This window comes from Pseudotabrizicola sp., from assembly GCF_030684215.1.
Lineage (GTDB): Bacteria > Pseudomonadota > Alphaproteobacteria > Rhodobacterales > Rhodobacteraceae > Pseudotabrizicola.
Genome location: NZ_JAUXOV010000036.1, coordinates 152,227 through 175,891 on the forward strand (window position 1 = coordinate 152,227; position 23,665 = coordinate 175,891).

General features: G+C 62.0%; 16 protein-coding genes. 13 read left to right on the forward strand and 3 right to left on the reverse strand.

Features of this window, described 5'->3' with window-relative positions; translation table 11 throughout:
• Nucleotides 1–250 precede the first annotated feature (250 nt).
• Nucleotides 251–1,630: an FAD-binding oxidoreductase gene (locus Q8K08_RS06060; RefSeq protein WP_305249502.1), complete on the forward strand. Its 1,380-nt coding sequence runs from the start codon at nucleotides 251–253 to the stop codon at nucleotides 1,628–1,630.
• A gap of 169 nt (nucleotides 1,631–1,799) precedes the next feature.
• Here Q8K08_RS06060 and Q8K08_RS06065 read toward each other — a convergent pair whose 3' ends face one another.
• From Q8K08_RS06065 to Q8K08_RS06075, 3 genes are read right to left on the reverse strand one after another with little or no spacing between them, the layout of a single operon-like run.
• The gene (locus Q8K08_RS06065; protein ID WP_305249503.1) at nucleotides 1,800–3,050 is read right to left on the reverse strand and encodes an ABC transporter permease subunit; all 1,251 of its coding nucleotides are present in this window, start codon (nucleotides 3,048–3,050) and stop codon (nucleotides 1,800–1,802) included.
• Nucleotides 3,047–3,853 carry a taurine ABC transporter ATP-binding protein gene (locus Q8K08_RS06070; protein ID WP_304797976.1) on the reverse strand — a complete coding sequence of 269 codons (807 nt, stop codon included), beginning with the start codon at nucleotides 3,851–3,853 and terminating at the stop codon, nucleotides 3,047–3,049. Before Q8K08_RS06070 ends, Q8K08_RS06065 begins: the two co-directional genes overlap by 4 nt.
• Nucleotides 3,854–3,905: 52 nt before the next feature.
• Nucleotides 3,906–4,907 (reverse strand): ABC transporter substrate-binding protein, encoded by a 1,002-nt coding sequence (locus tag Q8K08_RS06075; protein ID WP_305249504.1) that lies wholly within the window; start codon nucleotides 4,905–4,907, stop codon nucleotides 3,906–3,908.
• 277 nt (nucleotides 4,908–5,184) lie between these two features.
• Here Q8K08_RS06075 and tpa point away from each other — a divergent pair, with 277 nt between their 5' ends.
• From tpa to Q8K08_RS06135, 12 genes are all read left to right on the forward strand, one after another.
• Complete coding sequence (tpa, locus tag Q8K08_RS06080; RefSeq protein ID WP_305249505.1) at nucleotides 5,185–6,561, forward strand: hypotaurine--pyruvate aminotransferase Tpa; 1,377 nt, start codon at nucleotides 5,185–5,187, stop codon at nucleotides 6,559–6,561.
• 185 nt (nucleotides 6,562–6,746) lie between these two features.
• A complete protein-coding gene (locus Q8K08_RS06085; RefSeq protein WP_305249506.1) occupies nucleotides 6,747–8,210 on the forward strand; it encodes a PLP-dependent aminotransferase family protein in 1,464 nt (487 codons plus the stop codon).
• A 100-nt stretch (nucleotides 8,211–8,310) separates the two neighbouring features.
• The gene (xsc, locus tag Q8K08_RS06090) at nucleotides 8,311–10,083 is read left to right on the forward strand and encodes a sulfoacetaldehyde acetyltransferase (protein WP_305249508.1); all 1,773 of its coding nucleotides are present in this window, start codon (nucleotides 8,311–8,313) and stop codon (nucleotides 10,081–10,083) included.
• Nucleotides 10,080–10,820: a sulfite exporter TauE/SafE family protein gene (locus Q8K08_RS06095; RefSeq protein WP_305249509.1), complete on the forward strand. Its 741-nt coding sequence runs from the start codon at nucleotides 10,080–10,082 to the stop codon at nucleotides 10,818–10,820. The genes xsc and Q8K08_RS06095 overlap by 4 nt, the downstream gene beginning before the upstream one ends.
• The gene (locus Q8K08_RS06100) at nucleotides 10,820–11,914 is read left to right on the forward strand and encodes an acetate/propionate family kinase (protein ID WP_305249510.1); all 1,095 of its coding nucleotides are present in this window, start codon (nucleotides 10,820–10,822) and stop codon (nucleotides 11,912–11,914) included. The genes Q8K08_RS06095 and Q8K08_RS06100 overlap by 1 nt, the downstream gene beginning before the upstream one ends.
• The gene (locus Q8K08_RS06105; protein ID WP_305249511.1) at nucleotides 11,911–14,694 is read left to right on the forward strand and encodes a molybdopterin oxidoreductase family protein; all 2,784 of its coding nucleotides are present in this window, start codon (nucleotides 11,911–11,913) and stop codon (nucleotides 14,692–14,694) included. Before Q8K08_RS06100 ends, Q8K08_RS06105 begins: the two co-directional genes overlap by 4 nt.
• Complete coding sequence (locus tag Q8K08_RS06110) at nucleotides 14,691–15,428, forward strand: 4Fe-4S dicluster domain-containing protein (RefSeq protein ID WP_305249512.1); 738 nt, start codon at nucleotides 14,691–14,693, stop codon at nucleotides 15,426–15,428. The genes Q8K08_RS06105 and Q8K08_RS06110 overlap by 4 nt, the downstream gene beginning before the upstream one ends.
• Nucleotides 15,429–16,298, forward strand: coding sequence for a DmsC/YnfH family molybdoenzyme membrane anchor subunit (locus tag Q8K08_RS06115; protein WP_305249513.1), 870 nt, complete (start codon nucleotides 15,429–15,431; stop codon nucleotides 16,296–16,298).
• A 68-nt stretch (nucleotides 16,299–16,366) separates the two neighbouring features.
• On the forward strand, nucleotides 16,367–19,885 hold the full coding sequence (locus tag Q8K08_RS06120) for a PAS domain S-box protein (RefSeq protein ID WP_305249514.1): 3,519 nt from the start codon (nucleotides 16,367–16,369) through the stop codon (nucleotides 19,883–19,885).
• A 111-nt stretch (nucleotides 19,886–19,996) separates the two neighbouring features.
• Nucleotides 19,997–21,025, forward strand: a complete 1,029-nt coding sequence (locus Q8K08_RS06125; RefSeq protein WP_370654151.1) for a BMP family protein — start codon at nucleotides 19,997–19,999, stop codon at nucleotides 21,023–21,025.
• Entirely contained in the window at nucleotides 21,022–22,539 is a 1,518-nt protein-coding gene (locus Q8K08_RS06130) for an ABC transporter ATP-binding protein (protein WP_305249515.1), read from the forward strand. Before Q8K08_RS06125 ends, Q8K08_RS06130 begins: the two co-directional genes overlap by 4 nt.
• The gene (locus Q8K08_RS06135; protein ID WP_304801872.1) at nucleotides 22,529–23,572 is read left to right on the forward strand and encodes an ABC transporter permease; all 1,044 of its coding nucleotides are present in this window, start codon (nucleotides 22,529–22,531) and stop codon (nucleotides 23,570–23,572) included. Before Q8K08_RS06130 ends, Q8K08_RS06135 begins: the two co-directional genes overlap by 11 nt.
• Nucleotides 23,573–23,665: the final 93 nt, after the last annotated feature.

Here is a 23,665-nt window from a genome sequence, read left to right on the forward strand (position 1 = left end):
AGATCAGGGGTTTGGTTCAAGTCCCTGATTTGGCAACTCTCTGGTGCCCAGATGGGCGACTGCTCTGCTTTGTCGGGCGCAACAGCTGATCTGTTCAATCTATGCGGGCGTCTCGGGCAGGCCAGATCACGCGATCGGGCATGCAAGCGGGCACACCCAAGGACAAACGAGACACGACAAAGGGCGGCCTTCATCACCGCCGCCGCCCACATGACTTGTGCTGTCATCCGGGCCGGGGCAGGGTGCTGGCATGACAGCAGATATACCCACTGGTGGCCCCTCATTCTGGTGGCGGCAGATCGGCCCGCCCCAACCCCGCCCGGCCCTTGCGGGCGACACCACGGCACAGGTCTGCATCATCGGCGCGGGCTATACCGGGCTGTGGACCGCTCTGTCGCTCAGATCCGCCAGACCGGATCTCGACATCCTGATCGTCGAGGCGGAGTTTGCAGGCTTCGGGGCCTCTGGCCGCAATGGTGGCTGGCTGACAGGTGGTTTTGCATGGTCCCACGCCCGCTACGCCGCCAGCAGCAGCCCGCAGGCCGTGCGCGATATGGTGGCGGCGATGAATGGAACGGTGGCCGAGATCACCCACCAATGCCAGTCCCTTGGCATTGATGCCGGGATCACCCCGACCGATGAGCTTCTGATCGCAACCAGTCCGGCGCAATGGCAGCGCCTGCAAGCCGAACACCAGCACCGCAGCGCCTGGGGAGAAGCGGATCGGCTGCGCTTGCTGACCGCCGCGCAGATCAAGCAACGGGTGCGGATGGCGGGCGGCGTCGGCGCGCTGGAGATTTCTGGCACCGCCCGCATTCAGCCTGCGAAACTTGTGGTTGGTCTCGCCCGCGTCGCCGCGGCCCGCGGCATCCGCATCGCCGAAGGCACCCGTGTGACCGCGATTGCGCCCGGTCTGGTCATCACCACCCATGGCCGCATCACCGCTGAAACCATCCTGCGCTGCACCGAAGGCTTCACCGCCACACTGCCCGGTCATGAACGTGATCTGTTGCCGCTGAATTCCGCCCAGATCATCACCGAACCATTGCCGCCGGAAACATGGATGCAGATCGGCTGGCAAGATCATGAAATTGTAGGTGATTTTGCGCACAGCTATTGCTACTGCCAGCGCACCCCCGACGGCCGGATCGCGTTCGGCGGGCGCGGTACGCCCTACCGCTTCGGCTCAGGCATTGACGACAGCGGCCGACCCGACCCTGCCACCATCGCGCAACTCACCAGCCGGCTGCACCACCTGTTCCCTGCCACACGCGATGCCCGGATTGACCACGCATGGTGCGGCGTTCTTGGTGTGCCGCGCGACTGGTGCGCCGGGGTGGCGTTTGACCCAAGGACGCGCATCGGACACGCGGGCGGCTATGTGGGGGTGGGGGTCGCCACCGCCAATCTTGCAGGCCGCACCCTCGCCGCGCTGGCCCTCGGCACCGACGACCCGCTCACTCTCCTGCCATGGGTCAACCGCACCCCGCGCAGGTGGGAGCCCGAACCCCTGCGCTGGCTTGGCCTGCGCGGCACCTACGCGGCTTACGCGCTTGCCGACCGGTCAGAGGCACGGGGCGGCCCACCCTCGCGGCTGGCGGCTTGGGTAAACCGGGCAACAGGGCGGTAAGGCCAAGGTTGACGGTCAGGCGCAACGCCCCCCACACTTACCTGTTCAAAAAATATCCCGGGAGAGCCGAAGGCGGGGGCAGTGCCCCCCCTTTTCTGAAGGCGCGTCAAGGTCACAGACTTGAAGTTCTGATACCGAACCGCCCGCCCAGATCTGACGCAGGGCGCTCTCAGCCCCGCCCTTTCCATGGCACCAGCTTTTTCTCGGCCATCCGCACCAGGATGTCGATGCCATAGCCGATCACGCCGATCAGGATGATCCCCATCACCACGATATCGGTCAGCTGGAACTTTGATGCAGCGATGATCATCATCCCCGCGCCCTTTTGCGCGGCGACAAGTTCGGCAGCAACGACCGTGCCCCAGCACACGCCCATGGCCACCCGTGCGCCGGTGAAAATGTCGGGCAGGCTGTTGGGGATGATCACATGGCGCATGATCTGCGCTTTTGACGCCCCTAACGAATAGGCGGCGTGGATTTTCGACAGCTTCACTCCAGACACCCCAGAGCGCGCAGCGATCACCATGATCCAGAGCGCGGCAAGGAACAAAAGCACCACCTTGCCGGTTTCCCAGATGCCAAACCAGATGATGACAAGCGGGATCAGCGCCAAGGGTGGCACAGGGCGCATGAATTCGACGATCGGGTCGAACCAGCCCCGGAACCAGCCCGACAGCCCCATCGCATAGCCAAGCGGAATGCCCACCAGTGACCCCAGCACAAACCCTGCCATCACCCGCGCCAGGGACGCGCCCAGATGCCCCCAAAGCGAGGTGTTCTGATAGCCGTTGGTCGCAATCTCCGTAAAGCGCGCCACCACTGCCTCGGGTGAGGGCAGCCAGATCGGCTCCATCTGCATGCCCTTGGCGGCCTGAAAATTCAGCGACCCGCGCTGGGTCAGCGTGACGGTGCCGCCGGTGACGTTCACCCGGTCTTCCACTGCAATGGGTTGGCCATTGATCGCCACCACGGACGCGCCGTCACCATCGTTTTCGGTCACCCGCAGCAGCACCGACCGCCAAGCCTGCACCACGGCTGTATCGGATTTCGCAAAACCGCTGCCCTCGGCAACGGTGGGCGCTGTCGGAACGTCGGTGGCCTTATGCACTGTAATGCGGACTTCGGCCTGCGCTTCCGCGCCATCGGGGGCGCGGGCGGTGTAGGTGAACCCGGCCTCACCGACAAACGGGCCCGGCACATGCAGCGGCACGATTGCAGACCCGGTGAACGCGCCCCAGATCAGAAACACCGACAGGATTGAAATGACACTTGCCACCCGATCAGGGGCAATGGCGGATTCGTCGCCAAAGGTCACGGTTTTGAGCGAAGTAAAATCATGCCGGTCGCGGTGCCGCTTGATCCGGCCCCAGACCAGCATCGAGCTTACAAAGATCACCACATAGAAGACCAGAACCATCATGCGGCACCTTCTTTTTTGCCCATGATTTCTTCTTCCATGCCCCAGATCATCGACAAGATTTCCTCTCGGGTCTCGGCAAAGCCGTCAGATTTCTTGACCTCGCGCAGGTCCATGTTCACGCCGCGCTCGGCAAAAGGCAGGTTGTATTCGCGGAAAATCCGGCCCGGCCGCGGGGCCATCACCAGCAATCGTTCGCCCAAAAGCAGCGCTTCTTCGACCGAATGGGTGATCAGCACCACGGTCTTGCCGGTCTCTTTCCACAGCTTCAGCACCAGACCTTGCATCTTTTCGCGGGTCAGCGCGTCCAATGCACCAAGGGGTTCGTCCATCAAGATCACGTCGGGATCATTGGCAAGGCAGCGGGCAAGCGCCACGCGCTGCTGCATGCCGCCCGACAATTCATAGACCGCTTTTTCACCAAAATCATGCAGGCCAACGGTTTCCAGCAGATGATCGGTGATCCGGTCGCGCTCTGCCTTTGCCATGCCCTTCATGCGCGGGCCAAAGTCGATGTTCTGGCGCACATTCATCCATTCGAACAGAGCGCCTTGCTGAAACACCATGCCGCGTTCGGGGCCGGGGCCAGCCACTCGCTTGCCACCAAGAATGATCTGGCCTTCGGTCGGTGCAAGAAAGCCCGCAAGGATATTCAAAAGCGTGGTTTTGCCACAGCCTGACGGTCCCAGAACCGACAAGAGCTCGCCCTGCTTCAGATCAAGCGAGACGTTTTGCAACGCCTGAACCGCCGCGCCATTCGGAAGGTCAAAACGCATCGAGATGTTGTCGATGATCAGTCCGGACATAAATCCCCCGGTGATAAAAACGGGCGGCCCGGTTTGGGCCGCCCTTTGGGTTTTACATGCCGCCCGCAGCAGCCAGTGGCGCGGTGTTGACGGTGGTGTCATAGCTGGGCAACGCCGCCGGGATCGAGCCTGCGCTGACAAAAACATCGGCCACACCCTTCATGAACTCTTGCGCGCCGCCGCCCAGCCAGGTAGCGGACATCTGATCTGCAACAGTCGGAAAGACAAAAGTGGCGATGGTTTCGGCGGTGGCAGCTTCGTCCATGCCAGAATCCGCTGCAATCACCGGAAGCATGGTGGCGTGATTGGCGCTGTCTGCCCACATGGCATTGGCATCGGCGGTAACTTTCAGGAACTTGGTCACCAGATCAGGGTTTTCCGCGACAAAAGACGCAGGGGCAGAGGTGACATCAAACACCAGAATGCCAAGCGCCTCTTTCTCGGCGCCGCTCAGCAGCACATTGCCCGCCTCTTTGGCGCGGCGCAGGCTGCCACCCCAGCCGCAGAACATCTCAACCGACCCTTGGATAAAGGCGGCTGCCCCATCCGGTGGCGCCATATCCACGATCTCAAGGTTGGCTAGATCGACGCCGAAGTGGTCCATCTGTTTCAAAAAGCCGTAATGCGCGGCCGTGCCCAACGGCACGGCTACCTTTTTACCGGAAATCTCGGCAGCGTTGTCCTTGTCGATCTCAAGAGCAGATTGGACGACGCAATTATCGTTGTCGGCATAAGATACCGCGACATCAAGGATCTGCAGATCCTGCCCGGCACTGGTGGCGACAACAAAGGGCGGCACGCCCTGGCTTACCGCAAAATGGACGTCGCCCGCCGCCATTGCGGCCGACATGGCGGTGCCGGTGTCAAAAGCAACCCAGTTCACCTTGACGCCCATTTCAGCGTCATAGGTGCCCTGCACTTTGGCGTATTGGAACGGCATCGGCCATTCCATGAAATAGGCCACCGTCACCTCGTCCAATGCCATGGCGCTGGTGGTGCCGGCCAGAAGGGCCACGGTTGCGGCAGCAGTTGTCAGAGTCTTGCGGAATGTCATCCTCGGGTTCTCCTTGTTGGTGTCAGTTGCTTTTCTGCTTTTGCTCTTGCCCTCATTGGTCGGGGCAGCTTTCGGTCTGTCCAGCGGCTTGACCGGGTTTCAGGAAATCGGAAGGACTGCTTCCACAGGCGTCAGGCCGTTGCCCTGTGATCTTTGCCCTGCTTTCGCCATGTGCAAAACGATTTTGTAACTGGCATTATCGGGGCGGGGCGTCTGGCCCTACGAATGCCCGCGTCAAAGGCGGATGCTGACACATCACGCACAAAGGGGCACAGCCATGGATGGCTACAGCAGCAATGATATCTCCGCGGTGGTCGAGGCCGACCGCGCCCATGTCTGGCATCATCTGAGCCAGCACAAACTCTATGAAACCGTTGATCCGCGCGTGATCATCGAGGGTAAGGGCATGCGGGTCTGGGATGCGCGCGGCAAAGAGCATCTGGATGCGGTGTCGGGTGGGGTCTGGACGGTGAACGTGGGCTATGGCCGCGAGAGCATCGCCAACGCCGTGCGCGACCAGCTGATCAAGATGAACTACTTTGCAGGCGCCGCAGGGTCCGTGCCTGGCGCGCGATTTGCCCAAAGATTGATCGAAAAGATGCCGGGGCTGAGCCGGGTTTACTATTCGAACTCGGGCTCTGAGGCGAATGAGAAGGTTTACAAGATGGTGCGCCAGATCGCGCACAAGCATCATGGCGGCAAGAAGTGGAAAATCCTGTACCGCGAAAGGGATTATCACGGCACCACCATCGGCACTCTGGCGACCAGCGGGCAAGCGCAGCGGGCGGCGCAATACGGGCCCTACCCGGATGGGTTCGTGATTGTGCCCCATTGTCTGGAATACCGCGCGCAATGGGACGTGGCGCATTACGGTGAGCGGGCGGCTGACGCGATTGAGGAGGTTATCCTGCGCGAAGGCCCCGATACCGTCGGTTGTCTGGTGCTGGAACCGATCACGGCCGGTGGCGGGGTGATCGTGCCGCCAGCGGGCTATTGGGAACGGGTGCAGGAGATTTGCCGCAAGTATGACATCTTGCTGCACATCGACGAGGTGGTCTGCGGCGTGGGCCGGACCGGCACCTGGTTTGGCTATCAGCATTACGGCATCAAGCCCGATTTCGTGACCATGGCGAAGGGTGTTGCCTCTGGCTATGCGGCGATTTCCTGCACGGTAACGACCGAAGCGGTGTTTGACCTGTTCAAGGACGATCCCACAGATACGATGAGCTATTTCCGCGACATCTCGACCTTTGGCGGCTGCACCGCCGGGCCTGCGGCGGCGCTGGAGAACATGAAGATCATCGAGGATGAGGATTTGCTGAACAACACCATTACCATGGGCGAGCGCTGTCTGAACAACCTGCGCGCACTGATGGACAAGCACAAGGCCATTGGCGATGTGCGTGGCAAGGGGTTGTTCCTTGGGGCCGAACTGGTGGCAGACCGCGGCACGAAAGAAGCGCTGGACGAGAAAAGGGTGCAGGCAGTGGTGGCCGATTGCATGGCGCAAGGGGTGATTATCGGGGCCACGAACCGATCGGTTCCGGGCCTGAACAACACGTTGTGCCTGTCGCCAGCGCTGATTGCCACGCCGGATGACATTGACCAGATCACCGATGCGATTGATCAGGCCCTGACGCGGGTATGTGGCTGACGGTGTTTCAAGGGAATTGAATCCTCTGCCCCAAAGTGGGGCAGAGGATATTCGTTTTATGTCGTCGTCGCGTGCCGCTCCTCCTCCGCATTGCCTCTGGCGGGAGTATTTTTGCCAAGATGAAAGCGGCTTGACCTTTGCATGGTGGCAGCGTTTTCTGGACTTATTCGTGATAAGGCCAGATCATGCCCATTCCAGTTGAAGCGTTTTTTCTGCCGCCGGGCGCTGTTGGCACCTTGCAAAGCCGGATCCGGTCGATGGTGGTGCAAGGGGTTCTGGCGGGGCGGTTGCGGCCCGGGGACAAGATGCCATCTTCGCGCGGATTGGCGGCCCATCTGGGGATCAGCCGCATTACGGTGACGCTGGCCTATGCCGATCTGGTGTCGTCTGATTATCTGTCGGCAAAGGGGCGATCGGGGTATTTCGTATCAGACACGGCGCCGCGTGCGCCGGAGTTTCCATCCGCGCCCGTGCGCGATGAGGGGGTGGATTTTGCGGCGTTGACTGGCGCGCGGTTTTCGCGTTTGGCGCGGCTTGCCAAGCCCGAGGATTGGGAGCGATATCCGTTTCCTTTTATTTACGGGCAGGCGGATGCGGCGCTGTTTGATCACCAGAACTGGCGGTCTTGTGCGCTTCGTGCCTTGGGGCGACGCGATTTTGCGGCGCTGACCTCGGATTATTATGAGCGCGATGATCCCTTGTTGCTTGAGCATGTAGTGCGCAGCATTCTGCCGCGCCGGGGGATTGCCGCGCGCGCCGAGGAGGTTTTGCTGACCATGGGCGCGCAGAACGCGTTGTGGATTGCCGCACAGGTCTTGCTGGGGCCGGGCAAGCGGGCGGTGATGGAAAATCCCGGCTATCCGGGGCTGCGCGCCATTCTGGAGCCATCAGGGACGGAGGTGCTGGCGGTTGATGTTGATGAGGGCGGATTGCCGCCGGAGCAAGTGCCTGATGGCGTGGATGTGGTGTTCACCACCGCATCGCATCAGTGCCCGACCAATGCGACCATGCCTGTCGCGCGCCGTGTGGCGCTGCTGGAAGCGGCGGCGCGGCAGGGGTTTGTCGTGGTCGAGGATGATTATGAATTCGAGATGTCATTTCTGAAACCCGTCGCCCCGGCGCTGAAGTCTTTGGACCGTGACGGCCGGGTGATTTATGCGGGCTCGTTTTCCAAGTCGATCTTTCCGGGGCTGCGCCTGGGGTATCTGGTGGCCTCGCCCAGCTTTATTGCCGAGGCGCGGGCGCTGCGGTCGATGGTTTTGCGCCATCCACCGGGGCATATCCAGCGCACGGTGGCCTATTTTCTGGCCGATGGTCATTATGATGCGCTGATCAACCGGATGCGGGTGGCGTTCCGGCGCCGGCGGCAGGTGATGGAGGAGGCGTTGGCCGAACAGCGTCTGAGCGTGGCGGGGCAGGGCGGCTTTGGTGGCTCAAGCATCTGGATGCGGGCGGCGGACGGGGTGGACACCGAGGTGCTGGCGGCGCGGCTGCGCGAAGTTGGTGTGCTGATTGAACCGGGGCGGGCGTTCTTTCACCCCGACCGGGTCAGTCGGCAGTTTTATCGGCTGGCCTATTCCTCGATTGCGCCGTCGCGGATACCCGAGGGGATTGCGCGGATCGCCACTGCTTTGGGGCAGATGCGGTAGCGGCACAACTGGACCTAAAGTCGCGCGCGCTCTGGCCCTAAGGCTGGTTTGGCGCCGCCGTTAGAGTGGGGGTCAGATCCATAATGCCGGAGCCAAGCCCATGCGTATGACCACCGAAGAAGCCTTTGTCAAAGTCTTGCAGCGGCATGGAATTGAGCATGCTTTCGGCATCATCGGGTCGGCCTTCATGCCGATCTCTGATCTGTTTCCACGGGCGGGAATCACCTTTTGGGATTGCGCGCATGAGGGCAGCGGCGGGATGATGGCCGATGGCTATACCCGTGCATCGGGCAAGATGAGCATGATGATCGCGCAAAACGGACCGGGGATCACCAATTTCGTGACCGCCGTGAAGACCGCGTACTGGAATCACACCCCGCTTTTGCTGGTCACGCCGCAGGCGGCGAACAAGACCATCGGCATGGGCGGGTTTCAGGAAGTGGAACAGATGGCGCTGTTCAAGGACATGGTCTGCTATCAGGAAGAGGTGCGCGACGCGTCGCGTGTGGCCGAGGTGCTGAACCGCTGTATCTTGCAGGCCAAGCGTCAGTCCGCCCCGGCGCAAATCAACATGCCGCGTGATTTCTGGACACAGGTGATTGATATCGACCTGCCCGCCGTGGTGGAGTTCGAACGCCCTTCGGGTGGCGAGGCGGCGATTGAGGCCGCGGCAGAGTTGCTGTCATCCGCGAAGTTCCCGGTTATCTTGAACGGCGCGGGCGTGGTGCTGGCGGGGGCCATTCCAGCCAGCATGGCGCTGGCAGAGCGGTTGGATGCGCCGGTCTGCGTGGGCTATCAGCACAACGATGCCTTCCCTGGCTCGCATCCGCTGTTTGCCGGGCCATTGGGCTACAACGGGAGCAAGGCCGCAATGGAGTTGATTTCGGGTGCAGATGTGGTATTCTGTTTAGGTACCCGGTTAAACCCGTTTTCAACGCTCCCGGGATACGCGCTGGACTACTGGCCGAAAGCGGCCAAGATCATCCAAGTCGATATCAACCCGGATCGGATCGGGCTGACGAAAAAGGTGACAATCGGTATTGTCGGCGACGCTAAAAAGGTCGCCGAAGCGGTTTTGGCGCGATTGGCCATCACCGCCGGTGACCATGCGCGTAGAGAACGCAGAGCAAAGATTGCACAGACAAAATCGGTGTGGGCGCAGGCGCTGTCATCCATGGATCACGAAGAAGATGATCCGGGCACGTCATGGAATCAGCGGGCACGCGATGCCAAGCCTGATTGGATGAGTCCGCGCATGGCATGGCGCGCGATTCAGTCGGCGCTGCCGCGTGAGGCGATTATTTCCAGCGATATCGGTAACAATTGCGCGATTGGCAACGCCTATCCGACGTTTGAGTCGGGGCGCAAATACCTTGCGCCGGGCCTGTTTGGCCCGTGTGGATATGGTCTGCCTTCTATCATCGGGGCCAAGATCGCGTGCCCGGATGTGCCGGTGGTGGGTTTTGCCGGGGATGGGGCGTTTGGGATTGCGGTGACTGAGTTGACCGCGATTGGCCGCCCGGAATGGCCTGCGATTACCATGGTTGTGTTCCGCAATTATCAGTGGGGCGCGGAAAAACGCAATTCCACCCTGTGGTATGACGACAATTTCGTCGGCACCGAACTGGACGAGGGCGTAAGCTATGCTGCCATCGCGCGGGCGTGCGGGTTGCAGGGCGTGCAGGCCAGCACGATGGAGGGGTTGCGCGCGGCACTGACCACGGCGCTGGCCGACCAAAAGGCGGGCAAGACCACGCTGATCGAGGCGCTTATCAACCAAGAACTGGGCGAGCCGTTCCGCCGCGATGCGATGAAGAAACCCGTTGAAGTTGCTGGTATTTCTGCCGCTGACATGCGCCCTCAAACGGTATGATCCCCTTTGGCCTGACCCGGCTGGAGGCGGTTCTGGTCGCAGTTGGAATGGTCGTCGCAGGCTATGTGCGCGGCTATTCCGGCTTTGGGTTTGCTGCGCTGGTCATGCTGTTTGCGGCGTTGGTGACCGACCCGTTCCCCTTTGTGCCGGTGGTCATTCTGGCCGACATCTTCATGACGGCGGGGCAGGCGCGGGGGATCTGGGCACATATTGACTGGCGGCGGGTGGCGGGGCTGTTCGTGGGCTGTCTGGTCGGGGTGCCGCTGGGGGTCGCTGCGATTAGCTGGGCCGGGGCTGACCTTGGGCGCGCGGTGCTGTCGGGCTTTGTGCTGGCGATGTGTGTTTTGCTGCTGGTGGGTTGGCACATCGGGCGGCAGGGGCATGGCGTGCATGTCGGCGTGGGCGCGGTGTCGGGGTTTGCCAATGGCATGGGGGTTGGCGGTTTGCCGGTGGCGGTGTTCTTCACCGCGCAAGGCGTGGCGCCTGTGGTGTTTCGGGCGACCGTCATCGCCTATTTCACAGCGTTGGATCTGTGGTCTTTGCCGGTGCTTTGGCATGCCGGACAGATCACCCGCGACAGTTTTATCGCGACAGCCCTTGGTTTGCCCTTCATGCTGGTCGGGCTATGGTTGGGCGGGCGCAGGTTTGCCCGGACCAGTCCGCAAGACTTTCGGCGCTTTGCCATCCTGTTGCTGACAGCTTTGTCGGTGGCGGGGCTTTTGAAATCGGTGATCTGATGCTGCTGGTGATCAATTCGGGGTCTTCTTCGGTCAAGCTGGCGGCGTTTGACGGGACCGACCTGCACGCGCAAACCCAGGTCGAGGCGATTGGCTCGGGCGGGCCTGCCGATCACGCGCAGGCCTTGGCGATTGGGTTGGACAAGCTGTCACTGCCTCTGGGTCAGGTGCGGGCGGCGGCGCACCGGGTCGTGCATGGCGGCATGCGGCTGACCCAGACCTGCCGGATCACGCCCGAGGTTGAGGCCGAGATAGAGGCCTGCGCCGGTTTTGCGCCCTTGCACAATCCGCCCGCGCTGGCAGGCATTCGCGCTGTGGCCAAGCTGTGGTCAGCGGTGCCGCAATATGCCGCCTTCGACACGGCGTTTCATGCGGCCAATCCAGAGGTGGCAACTGGCTATGCCTTGCCCATGGCCGAGCGCGTGCGCGGGTTGCGGCGCTATGGCTTTCATGGTCTGTCCTACGCCGCAATTGTTCGAAAAGTGCAATTAATTTCCGGGAAGACGGTTCCAAAGCGTATGCTTTCGTTCCATTTAGGCAATGGTGCATCGGCCTGTGCCATCCTGAACGGCCGGTCTGTTGCGTCCAGCATGGGGTTTTCACCGCTGGATGGCCTGACCATGGGCACCCGCCCCGGTGGTCTTGATCCGGCTGTGGTTCTGGACATGGCCGCGCGCCATGGGGTGGATGGGGCCGCCCGGATATTGAACCGCGATTGCGGATTGAAAGGGCTGGCCGGCACCAATGACATGCGCGCCCTGCACGCGGCAGGCACGCCCGAGGCTGCCTTTGCCATCGAGCATTTCTGCTATTGGGCCGCGCGGCACGGCGCATCGCTATGCGCGGCGATGGGGGGGCTGGATGCGATCACCTTTACCGGCGGAATTGGTGAGAATGACGGTATTACCCGTTCCAAAATCGTAAAGCACCTTGCCTTTCTGGGGGCTGTCATCGACGCTGACGCGAATGCGCGGGGCGATCACGCCCTGCACGCGGCGACATCCAGTGTCGCAATCTGGACAGTTCCCGCCGATGAGGAGCGCCAGATTGCTATGGAAGCTGCCGCAGCGATGGACCGGGAGGGGCCCAAGTGAACCAGCCATTTGTGAACACATCGCCACAAATCTCTGACGAGGTTCGCAAAACCACCTGTTACATGTGTGCTTGCCGCTGCGGGATTGACGTGCATCTGACCTCTGGCCGCGTGAGCTATATTGAAGGCAACCGCGACCATCCGATCAACAAGGGCGTGCTGTGCGCCAAGGGCGCATCTGGCATCATGCAGGTGACTGCGCCCAGCCGGTTGCGTACCCCTTTGCGCCGGGTCGGCCCGCGCGGGTCTGGCGCGTTCGAGCCGATCAGTTGGGAAGAAGCGCTGCAAACGGCGGTCGATTGGATGCGGCCATTGCGCGAGGAAGCCCCTGAAAAGCTGGCGTTTTTTACCGGCCGCGACCAATCTCAGAGCTTTACCGGCTGGTGGGCGCAGGCGTTTGGCACACCCAATTATGCGGCCCATGGCGGGTTTTGTTCGGTCAATATGGCGGCTGCGGGGATTTACACCCTTGGCGGCGCGTTCTGGGAATTTGGCGCTCCCGATTGGGAGCGTAGCAAGCTGTTCGTGCTGTTTGGCGTGGCCGAAGACCATGACAGCAACCCGATCAAGATTGGCATCGGCAAGATGAAGGATCGCGGCGCGCGGGTGATCGGGGTGAACCCCATCCGCACCGGGTATAACGCGGTGGCCGACGACTGGATCGGGATTACACCGGGCACCGATGGCTTGCTGATCCTGTCGCTGATCCATTGCCTGCTAGAGGCGGGCAAGGTGGATCTGGAGTATCTGGCGCGCTTCACCAACGCGGCCTATCTCATCAATGAAACTGACGGCTCGGAAAAGGGCCTGTTTGTCCGCAACGCCGAGGCGCAGCCGTTTGTGATCGACCGCCGCACCGGCATGCCTGCGCCGTGGGAGGCCAAGGGCGTGCAACCCGATCTGGGGGCAATCTGGCAGGGGCATCGCACGGTGTTTCAGCACATGGCAGAGCGCTATCTGTCGCCCGACTATGCCCCCGAAGTGGTAGAGGCGCGCTGCGGTGTGACCGCGCTGCGCATCCGGCAGCTTGCGGCGGAGCTGGCGGATGTGGCCTTTAATCAAGCCATTGAAATCGCGCAGCCTTGGGTTGATTTTCGCGGCGATGAACATGCCACCATGACCGGCCGCCCGGTCAGTTTCCACGCCATGCGCGGGATTTCCGCCCATTCCAACGGATTCCAGACCGGGCGGGCGCTGCATCTGCTGCAAATCCTGCTGGGCGCCGTGGAAACCCCCGGCAGCTGGCGGATGAAACCGCCCTATCCCAAACCGATGGAGGCGCATCCCACCCCGCATTTCGTCACCGTTCCGGGAAAGCCCTTGTCTGGTCCACATCTGGGCTATGTCCGCGGGCCGGAGCAGCTGGCGCTGTTGCCTGATGGCTCTCCTGCGCGGATCGACAAGGCGTTCAGCTGGGAAAACCCGTTTTCGGCCCATGGCATGATGCACATGGTCATCCCCAATGCGCATGCGGGCGACCCGTACCGGATTGATACGTTGTTCCTCTATATGGCCAATATGGCGTGGAACTCTTCCATGAACACCGCGCAGGTGATGGCAATGCTGACCGCGCAGGAAGCGGATGGCAGCTACACCATTCCGCGCATCATCTATTCCGATGCCTATGCCTCTGAAATGGTGGCATATGCCGATCTGATCCTGCCCGACACCACCTATCTGGAACGACACGACTGCATTTCCATGCTCGACCGTCCGGTTTCAGAGCCGGACGCTGCAGGCGATGCGATCCGCTGGCCAGTGGTGGACCCGGACCGCGATGTGCGCGGGTTCCAGTCGGTGCTGCTGGATCTGGGGGCACGGCTGGGCCTGCCGGGCATGGTGGCCGAGGACGGCACGGCGAAGTTCAAGGATTACGCCGATTACATCGTCAACCATCAGCGCCGCCCGGGTGTAGGGCCGTTGATGGGCTTTCGCGGCAATGGGGATGGCGAGGGGCGGGGCGCTCCCAACCCAGACCAGATGCAACGCTATATCGACAATGGCGGGTTTTATCAGGCGCATGTGCCTGACGACGCACGGTTTTTCAAGCCGTGGAACAGAGCCTATCAGGACTGGGCGGTGAAGGTGGGCCTGTTTGACAGCCCGCAGCCCTATCTGTTCAACATCTGGTCCGAACCAATGCGGCGCTTTCAGCTTGCCGCCGAAGGCCATGGTGCAGTGCAGCCGCCTGATCATCTGCGCGAGCGTCTCAAACTGGCGATGGACCCGCTGCCGGTCTGGTATGAACCCTTTGGCGATGCGGCCGAGCCGTTTGGCTTTACCGTTCACGCCCTGACCCAACGGCCGATGGACATGTATCATTCTTGGGGCAGCCAGAACGCGTGGCTGCGCCAGATCCGGGGGCATAACCCGTTGTATGTTCCCACGAAAATCTGGGTGCAGCATGGATTCAAAGACGGCGACTGGGCGCGGGTGACATCGCCCACCGGGCAGATCACGGTGCCGGTGGCGCATATGGCGGCGCTGAATGAAAACACGGTCTGGACCTGGAATGCGATTGGCAAGCGCAAGGGGGCATGGGCGTTGAGCAAGGATGCGCCAGAGGCGAAGCAAGGGTTTTTGCTGAACCATCTGATCTCGGAACTCTTGCCCGCGAAAGGCGACGGCATGCGCTATTCCAATTCCGACCCGGTGACCGGGCAGGCGGCGTGGTTCGATTTGCGGGTGCGGATCGAACGGGCCGAGCCGCCGCCGGATGGGCAAAGCCTGCCCGCCTTTGGCGCGTTGACGTCTGTGGTGCCGGAAGGGCGCAAGCGATGACCTGTCTACCGGGAAAAACCGATCGTGCCTTGGGGCTGGTGATTGATCTGGATACCTGCGTGGGCTGTCAGGCCTGCGTAACCGCTTGCAAGGGGTGGAATGATCAGGGTTACGGCGTGCCGTTGTCGGACCAGAATCCTTATGGATCAAAGCCTTCAGGCGTGTTTCTCAACCGGGTTCACAGCTATCAGGTGCAGCCGGAAGTGGCTGCGCCGATGATCGTGAATTTCCCGCGGTCGTGCCTGCATTGCGCCGATGCGCCTTGTGTCACCGTCTGCCCGACCGGGGCCAGCTACAAGCGTGTGGAAGATGGCATCGTGCTGGTCAATGAAGACGCCTGCGTCGGCTGCGGTTTGTGTGCCTGGGCCTGTCCTTATGGCGCGCGTGAGATGGATGCGGATGAGGGCGTGATGAAGAAATGCACCCTGTGCGTGGACCGGATTTACAACGAAAACCTGCCCGAGGAAGACCGCGAGCCTGCCTGCGTGCGAACCTGCCCGACCGGGGCGCGCCATTTCGGCGATCTCAACGATCCGCAAAGTGCGGTCAGCCAGTTGGTGGCGGCGCGTAGTGGCTATGATCTGATGCCGGAACAGGGCGCAAAGCCTACCAATAAATACCTGCCCCCGCGCAAGAAGGACCGGCCTGATCAGGCCAGTCTGCTGGCACCTTTGCTGGACATAAAGGCCACGGGCTTTGCCGGATGGCTGGACCGGGTTTTGGGGAAGATTTGAATGAATCCAGCACCTTCTGTCATTATATTCACTGTTTTGTCCGGCATGGGCTTTGGCTATCTGGCCTTGCTTGGCACTGTGCATGACTACAGCGGCGTGGCGGCGCTTGCGCATTGGTTCATGGGCTTTTTTCTGGCCACGGCCGGGCTTGTGGCGTCTGCTTTTCACCTCGGCAATCCTAGCCGCGCGTGGCGGGCGTTCACGCAATGGCGGTCAAGCTGGCTGAGCCGTGAGGCGTGGTTTGCGGTGCTGGCCTTGCTGGTGTTGGCCCCGGTGGCGCTGTCGGCATGGCTGGGTCTTGGCCTTCCGCGCGCGCTGGGTTGGCTGGGGGCGGCGCTGGCCTTTGCGACCGTTGCGGCCACCGGCATGATCTATGCCCAGATCCGCGCCGTGCCGCGCTGGCATCATTGGAATGTGCCTGTGCTGTTTTTGGTGTTTGCCGTCACGGGCGGCTGTCTGCTGGCGGGGCTGCGTGGCCCGGCGATTGCGGCTTTGGTGGTGCTGGGCGCGGGAATGGTGCTGCACTGGCGGATTGGCGACGGCGCATTTGCCCGTGCGGGCAGCACGATGGGCACGGCGACGGGTCTTGGCGGGCTGGGGCAGACCTCGGTTTTTGAGCCTGCCCATACGGCCGGCAACTACCTGCTGCATGAGATGATCTATGTGGTTTGCCGCCGTCATGTGCCAAAACTGCGTGCGCTTGCGCTGATTTTGGCTGTGGCTTTGCCCCTGCTGGCCATGCTGTTCTTGCCCGGCCGGTATGGCCCCTATGTCGCGGTGCCGCTGCATCTGCTGGGGGCGCTTGCACAACGCTGGCTGTTCTTTGCGCAAGCCGAGCATGTGGTGGGCCTTTATTACGGCAAGCGCTAAGCCCTTGCGCTGCGCGTGGTGGTGAACCATGCTGCAATCTCTGGTAGAAGTGTTGCGGAGGATGCAGTGTGGGCGCGCTGAATGGCTCTGGCCGGTCGTTCTCTGTAACCGCGGCCTTGCTCTTGGCGATCCCCGACGTTTTGGCGGATCTGGCAGAAGCGGGAGCATTGGCTGCTGATCGGGCTGCGCTTGACGGGGCTGTGCAAAGCGGGTTGAACCGGATCTCTGACGCACTCGGATCACCGCTGCGATTGGGTGTCGGTGACAAGCTGTGGCTGGCCGGGGCCGGGGCCGATGTTGCACCCAATCAGATCAGCCATGCGGGGGCGCGGCTGGAGGGAGTGCCAAAACCGCTGCCCGAGCCGTCAGAACACGCCCTTCGCGCGGTCCTTCGCGCGGTTGTTGCCCAACACCGCGCGGCACTGTTGGCCGCAGAGCAGCTTCGCACCTGCACCAACGCCAAAGGCAAGATCGCCCGGCGTGACCTTTTGCTGCGCCGTCTGTTCGATCTGGCGCCTGTGGGTGTCGTGCTGATTAACCACGCTACCGGCACCGTGATCGAGGCCAACACCGCCTTTATGGCCTTTGGCAACTGGTCCCGTGAGGCGCTGACGGGCGTACCGATCACGGCGTTTCTGCCACCTGACCAAGAAGCCATCCTCCGTCGTGCCGTTGCTGAACTGGATGAGGGCGGGCGGTTTGGCCCCTATGATCAACAGTTTGTCCGTCCTGACGGATCAGGATTCCCTGCGATCCTGCGCGGCATGATGCTGAAAACCGGGGATGGGCAAAAGATTGTCTGGCTGATGGTTGAAGATGTCAGCGAATTGCGCGCCCATCTGGCCGAAATACAGGCGGTGCGCGACGAAGCCCTGCGGGCGCGGGCCGAGTTACAGACGGCGGTGCAGGCCTTGCCGCATGGTTTCATGTTGTTTGACGCCGAAGACCGCATCGTGATGAGTAACAGCCAGATGTTGGTGATGTACCCGGACCTTGCCCCTGTGATGATTCCGGGCACTAAATACGAAGACATGGTGCGCTTTGGGCTCGCTGCTGGTCTTTGGCCTGTTCCTGACGTGGGACCAGAAGCCTATGTGCAAGACGTCATGGCCCGACGACGTAAACCGCTTCTGGACCTGCAGGTTGAAACGCAAGACGGGCGTGTGGTGCGGGTGGTGGATCACCAGACCCCGACGGGCGGGCGCGTTGGCTTGCGCATTGATGTTACGGCGGAAACCGACAGTCAGCGCCGCCTGACACATGTGATCGAAGGATCGCAGGCGGGAACATGGGAATGCGATTTCGTGACCTGGGAGAACCGGGTCAACGAACGCTGGGCGCAGATGCTGGGCTGGACTTGCGCGGAACTGGCCCCGATCACCGTGTTGACATGGCAAAGCCTGCTGCACCCTGATGATCTGGAACCGGCGCTGGCCGCGTTGATGCAGGTCGCACGCCGCGATGCCGAGGTATTCGACATGGTTTTTCGCCTGCGCCACCGGGCCGGGCATTGGGTCTGGGTGCAGTCGCGCGGCACGGTATCGTTGCGCGATGCAGAAGGCACGCCCATCCGCATGTCGGGCGTGCATGTCGATGTAAGCGCCCTGAAAGAGGCCGAGCAGCGTCTGGAGCAGATTATCAATGGCGCCGAAGCGGGCACGTGGCACCACGACATGACAAACGGCATTTGCCATGTGAATGCGATTTGGATGCAGATGCTGGGCTATACTTTGGACGAGCTTGGCCCGATCACCGATGCGGTGTGGCGGGGACTGTTGCACCCTGATGACTGGATTATGCTGAACAGCAATATGCAGGATCGTTTTGACGCAGGGGTCCACCAGTTTCAGGATGAACTGCGTTTGCGCCATGCGGATGGGCATTGGGTCTGGGTGGCGTCACGCGGGCAGGTTGCGGCATGGGATGCAACAGGTCACGCGACCGCGACAACCGGCGTTCATATTGATATCAGCGCCCGCAAACGGCTTGAACATGATCTGGAAGCCGAACGCGATTTTATGGCGACGCTGATGGAAACATCGGGCAATGGCATTCTGGCGGTGGATGAAGACGCGCGGGTCGTGTTTTTCAACCGCGAAGTGCAGCGGATTCTGGAATTGCCCAGCGAAGAGCTTTTGCACCGGATCTGCGATCCGGTTGCTTTGCGGTTAAAGGATCTTGATGGGCAAATCCTGCCATTTTCCGGCTTGCCCTGCCGTCTTGCGCTGACTTCGGGCAGGACCATCCGGGATATGCGGTTGCGGATAGACATGGCCGACGGGCGCGAAAAGGTGATTTCGGTGAACGCGGCGGTGTTGCCAGACCCCGGCATGACGGCGCGGGTTGTCTGCACGATCACCGATGTGACCGCCGCTGCACGCAGCGAGGATGACCTGCGCGGAGCGATCCATCGTGCCGAGGCGGCCAGCGGGGCAAAATCCCAGTTTCTGGCCAATATGAGCCATGAACTGCGCACACCGCTGAACGGGGTTCTGGGCATGGCCGAATTGCTGGCAGAATGTGCGCTTGATCCCAGACACCGCATCATGCTGGACGCGATCCGCGAGTCTGGCGAGCACCTGCTGTCGGTAGTGAATGACATTCTGGATCTGGCCAAGATCGAAAGCGGGAAGCTGGCGCTGGATCTGGCCCCGATGCGTCCGAGGGAGTTGGTATCCCGGATCGAGGCAATGCATGGGCTGGCCGCGCGGCGCAAGGAGATTGGCCTTAATGTGACGCTTGGGCCGGGGTCTGACACGCTGCGCATCGCTGATTCCAAGCGGCTGCTGCAAGTGCTGCACAATCTGATCGGAAACGCGGTCAAGTTCACCGAAACCGGCGCGGTGACTGTCACCATCGAAGAAGATATTGCGCGCTCAGGTCATCTGATCATCGCGGTGGCAGACACTGGAATCGGGATGAGCGAAGATCAGACTGCGGTGGTGTTCGACGACTTTATCCAAGCTGATGGTTCCATCACCCGGCGGTTCGGGGGCACCGGGCTGGGTCTGCCCATCGTGCGGCGTCTGGTGGCGCTGATGGAGGGCGAAATCGACCTGACCAGCAGTTTTGGCAAGGGCACAACGGTGACTGTGACCCTGCCGATGCCGCCGGTTGCGCTGCCCTGTTCACCGGCACAAAATCCGGTTTGTTCGCCAACCCCCGCAGTGCCCGACTTTACGGGGATGCGTGCGCTGTTTGCCGAGGACAATCCCACCAACCGCCTGATCATGCGCGCGATGCTGGTGCGGTTGGGCATAGAGGTAACTCTGGTCTGTGATGGCGACGAGGCTTTGGCACATTATGCGCCGGGGCGGTTTGATCTGGTGCTTCTGGACATTTCAATGCCGGGCAAGGACGGGTTGACGGCTCTGGCCGAAATGCGCGACAGGGCGGGCAACGCGGGTTTGCCGCCGGTGCTGGCTGTGACCGCACATGCGATGGAGCAGAACCTTAAAGACTATCGCGCTGCCGGATTTGCCGAGGTGGTGACCAAACCCGTCACGCTGGAGGCCCTTGCCAACGCCATCCAGCGGACCCGGCACGAATTTCCGTCATTGCTCGGTTCTGTGGCACATCCGCGCTGACTGCCCGCGATGCTGCCTATTTCCTATGCGTCCCTGTGTTGGTGAATGATTGCTTGTGGCGAATCGACGTTGGGTTTTACCGTATGGTCAAACAATAACGCCAACAAGGGGATGACAAAGATGATCGGGATCAAACGGGGTGTGTCGCGGCGGGGAATGATCCTTGGCGGCGGCGTTCTGGGGCTTGGGGCTGCGTTTCTGCCGCGTGCGGTGATGGCGCAAGAGCCTCTGAAAGTGGCGGGTATCTATACCGTGCCGGTGGAACAGCAATGGGCCGGCCGCATTCATCAGGCAGCAGAGGCGGCCAAGGCGGCGGGGCTGGTTGATTACAGCTATACCGAAAACGTCGCCAACACAGATTATCCGCGCGTGATGCGTGAATATGCTGAAAGCGGCGTCAAGCTGATCGTGGGCGAGATTTTCGGGGTCGAGGCCGAGGCGCGCGAAGTGGCGGCGGAATACCCGGAAGTGGCGTTCCTGATGGGGTCGTCCTTTATGCCCGACGCGGCGGCAAACCCAAATCTGGCGGTGTTTGACAACTACATTCAGGATGCAAGCTATCTGTCGGGCATCATCGCGGGGGCGATGACCACATCGGGTAATATCGGTCTGGTCGGTGGCTTCCCGATCCCCGAGGTGAACCGGTTGATGCATGCCTTTATTGCCGGTGTGCGCGAGACGCGGCCCGATGCGACGTTCCAGGTTACCTTTATCGGGTCATGGTTCGATCCGCCAAAGGCAAAGGAAACCGCGTTCGCGATGATAGAGGCCGGGGCGGATATGCTTTATGCTGAACGCTTTGGCGTGGCGGATGCGGCGGCGGAAAAGGGCGTGCTGGCGATTGGCAACGTGATCGATACCCAGGCAGATTACCCTGAAACGGTCGTCGCCTCGGCGCTGTGGCACTTTGAGCCGACGTTTGAGGCCGCCTTGGCGGCGGTCACGTCGGGCAGCTTTGTCGCCGATAACTACGGCGTTTACAGCTACATGAACGTGGGGGGCTGTTCGCTGGCGCCTTTGGGCACGTTTGAAGGCAAGGTGCCCGCAGCGGCGATGGAACTTGTGGCGGCACGGCAGGCGGCGATCATGGATGGCAGCTTTACCGTGGCCATTGACGACAGCGAACCAAAATCGTCGTGAGTTTTAACAAGAACGGGGCGGAGGTTGTCCTCCGCCTTGACCAGATCACCAAGCGCTTTGGCGCTCTGGTGGCCAATGATACTATCAGCCTGACGCTGCACCGGGGCGAGGTTTTGGCGCTTTTGGGCGAAAACGGCGCGGGTAAGACCACGCTGATGAACATTCTGTTCGGGCATTATCTGGCAGATGGCGGCACGGTGACTGCCTTTGGACAGCCCCTGCCGCCGGGCCAACCACGCGCCGCGCTGGCGGCTGGCATCGGCATGGTGCACCAGCATTTTACGCTGGCAGACCAGATGACGGTGCTGGAAAATATTACGCTGGGAACGCAAACCCTGTGGAGCCTTGGCCGGGGCCGGGCGGTAGCTTTGGCAAAGGTGCAGGGGTTAAGCCGGGATTTCGGGCTGGCAGTAGACCCGGTGGCACGGGTGGCCGATCTGTCGGTGGGCGAGCGGCAGCGGGTGGAAATCCTCAAGGCGCTGTACCGTGACGCACGCGTGCTGATTTTGGATGAACCGACAGCGGTGCTGACCCCGCAAGAGACCGAGGCGCTGTTCCAGACCCTGCGGCTGGCGACGGCGCGGGGGCTTTCCGTGATCTTCATCAGTCACAAGCTGCACGAGGTCATGGGTCACGCCGATACCTGCGTGGTGCTGCGCCATGGCCGGGTGGTGGGGCAGGTGGCCACTAAAGACACCGATCGGCGGGCACTGGCCGCGATGATGGTCGGTGCCGAGATGGCCGAGGCATCGGTAGCACCGGGCGTGCCGGGGCCGGTGCGGCTGTCCCTGCGTGGCGTGTGGGCGGGCGTGTTGCGCGATGCCACGCTGGATTTGCGCGGCGGCACAATCACCGGGCTTGCGGGCGTGTCGGGCAACGGTCAGGCGGCGCTTGCCGATCTGATCGGCGGCGGGTTGGTACCCGATAGGGGGCAGATGCTGGTCGACGGTGTTGCGCCCGTGCGCTGGTCGCCACGCGCCGCGATTGGGGCGGGTGTCGGGCGCATCCCAGAAGACCGCCACAAAACCGGGACTGTGGCCGATTTCACGCTGGCAGAAAATGCGGTGCTGGAAACCTATGCCTCGCGCTTTGCGCGTGGGGGCTTTGTCGATTGGGTGGCGGTGCGGGCGCATACGATGCACCTGATCGCAGGATACGACGTGCGCTGTCCGGGGCCAGAGGCGCGTATCCGTCTGCTCTCGGGCGGCAATATGCAAAAGCTGATCCTTGGCCGGGTGATGGAGGAAACCCCCGGTATTCTGATCGCCAACCAGCCGGTGCGGGGGTTGGATGTGGGGGCGATTGCCTATGTGCATGGGCGGCTGGTGGCGGCGCGCGATGCGGGCGCAGCGGTCTTGCTCATTTCCGAAGATCTGGACGAGGTGATGGGGTTGTCAGACGTGATTCATGTGATCAGCGAGGGGCGGTTGTCGCCGTCATTCGCGCGCGGGGAACTGACGCAGGCGGAACTGGGGCTGTGGATGGCGGGTCAGGGGTTTGATCATGCGGCTTGAGCCGATTGCCAATCCGTCGCTGTGGCGGCAGTTGGGCCTGCCCGCGCTGGCGCTGGGTGTGACGGTGTTGGTCGCCATGGCGCTGGCGCTGCTGGCGGGGGCCGATCCGCTGGCGGTGCTGGGCCAGATCTTGACCGGAGCGGTGGGCTCGCGGTTTGCGCTGCTTGAAACGCTGAACCGCGCAACGCCGCTGATCTTTACAGGGCTGGCGGTGGCAGTCGCGTTCCGGGCCAAGCTGTGGAACATCGGTGCCGAGGCGCAGCTGTATGGCGGGGCCATTATGGCGGTGCTCTTGGGCACTGGTGCGCTGGGCGCGCCGTTTGTGCTGCCGGTCACGGCGGTTGTGGCGCTGCTGGCGGGGGCGATGCTGCTGTTGGTGCCGGTGCTGCTGAAGGTGCGGCTGGGGGTGGATGAGGTGGTCACCACCTTGCTTTTGAATTTCATCATGGCGCTGTTTGTCAGCTATCTGCTGGAAGGCCCGCTGAAAGACCCGATGGGGATGGGCTGGCCCAAATCGGCGGCACTGATCAAGGAAGCCCGCCTGCCGCGCATTGTCGATGGCTTGCGGTTGCATTGGGGGTTCGGGCTGGCGCTGATTTCCGCGGGGATCGTCTGGGTGATCCAGACCCGCACCACACTGGGGTTCGAGATGCGGGCGGTGGGGGCGAACATCCGTGCCGCGCGCTTTGCGGGCATGCCGGTGAACGCGGTTCTGGTGAAGACTGCGCTGCTGTCTGGCGGTCTGGCAGCCCTTGCGGGGTGGTCAGAGGTGGCCGGCGCGCGGGGGCATCTGTCATTGGACCTGTCGCCGGGCTTTGGCTACACCGGTATTATCGTGGCCATGTTGGCACTGTTGCACCCTTTGGGGGTGGTGGTGACGGCGTTGTTTGTGGCGGGCGTTTTCGTGGGGGCGGACGCCATGAGCCGAAGTGCCGGCGTGCCGACCTATATCGCCGATATGCTGTTGGCGGTGGCGTTGTTGACGATGGTGCTGGCCATCGCGCTGACCAAGGTCAGGGTGGTGCGCGGATGACTGTGGAGCGGGGCACCTTTGGCTGGCCCCGGGGGGCTTCGCGCCCCCCGGACCCCCCGCGGAGTATTTCTAAAGCAGCAAACGATGAAGGTG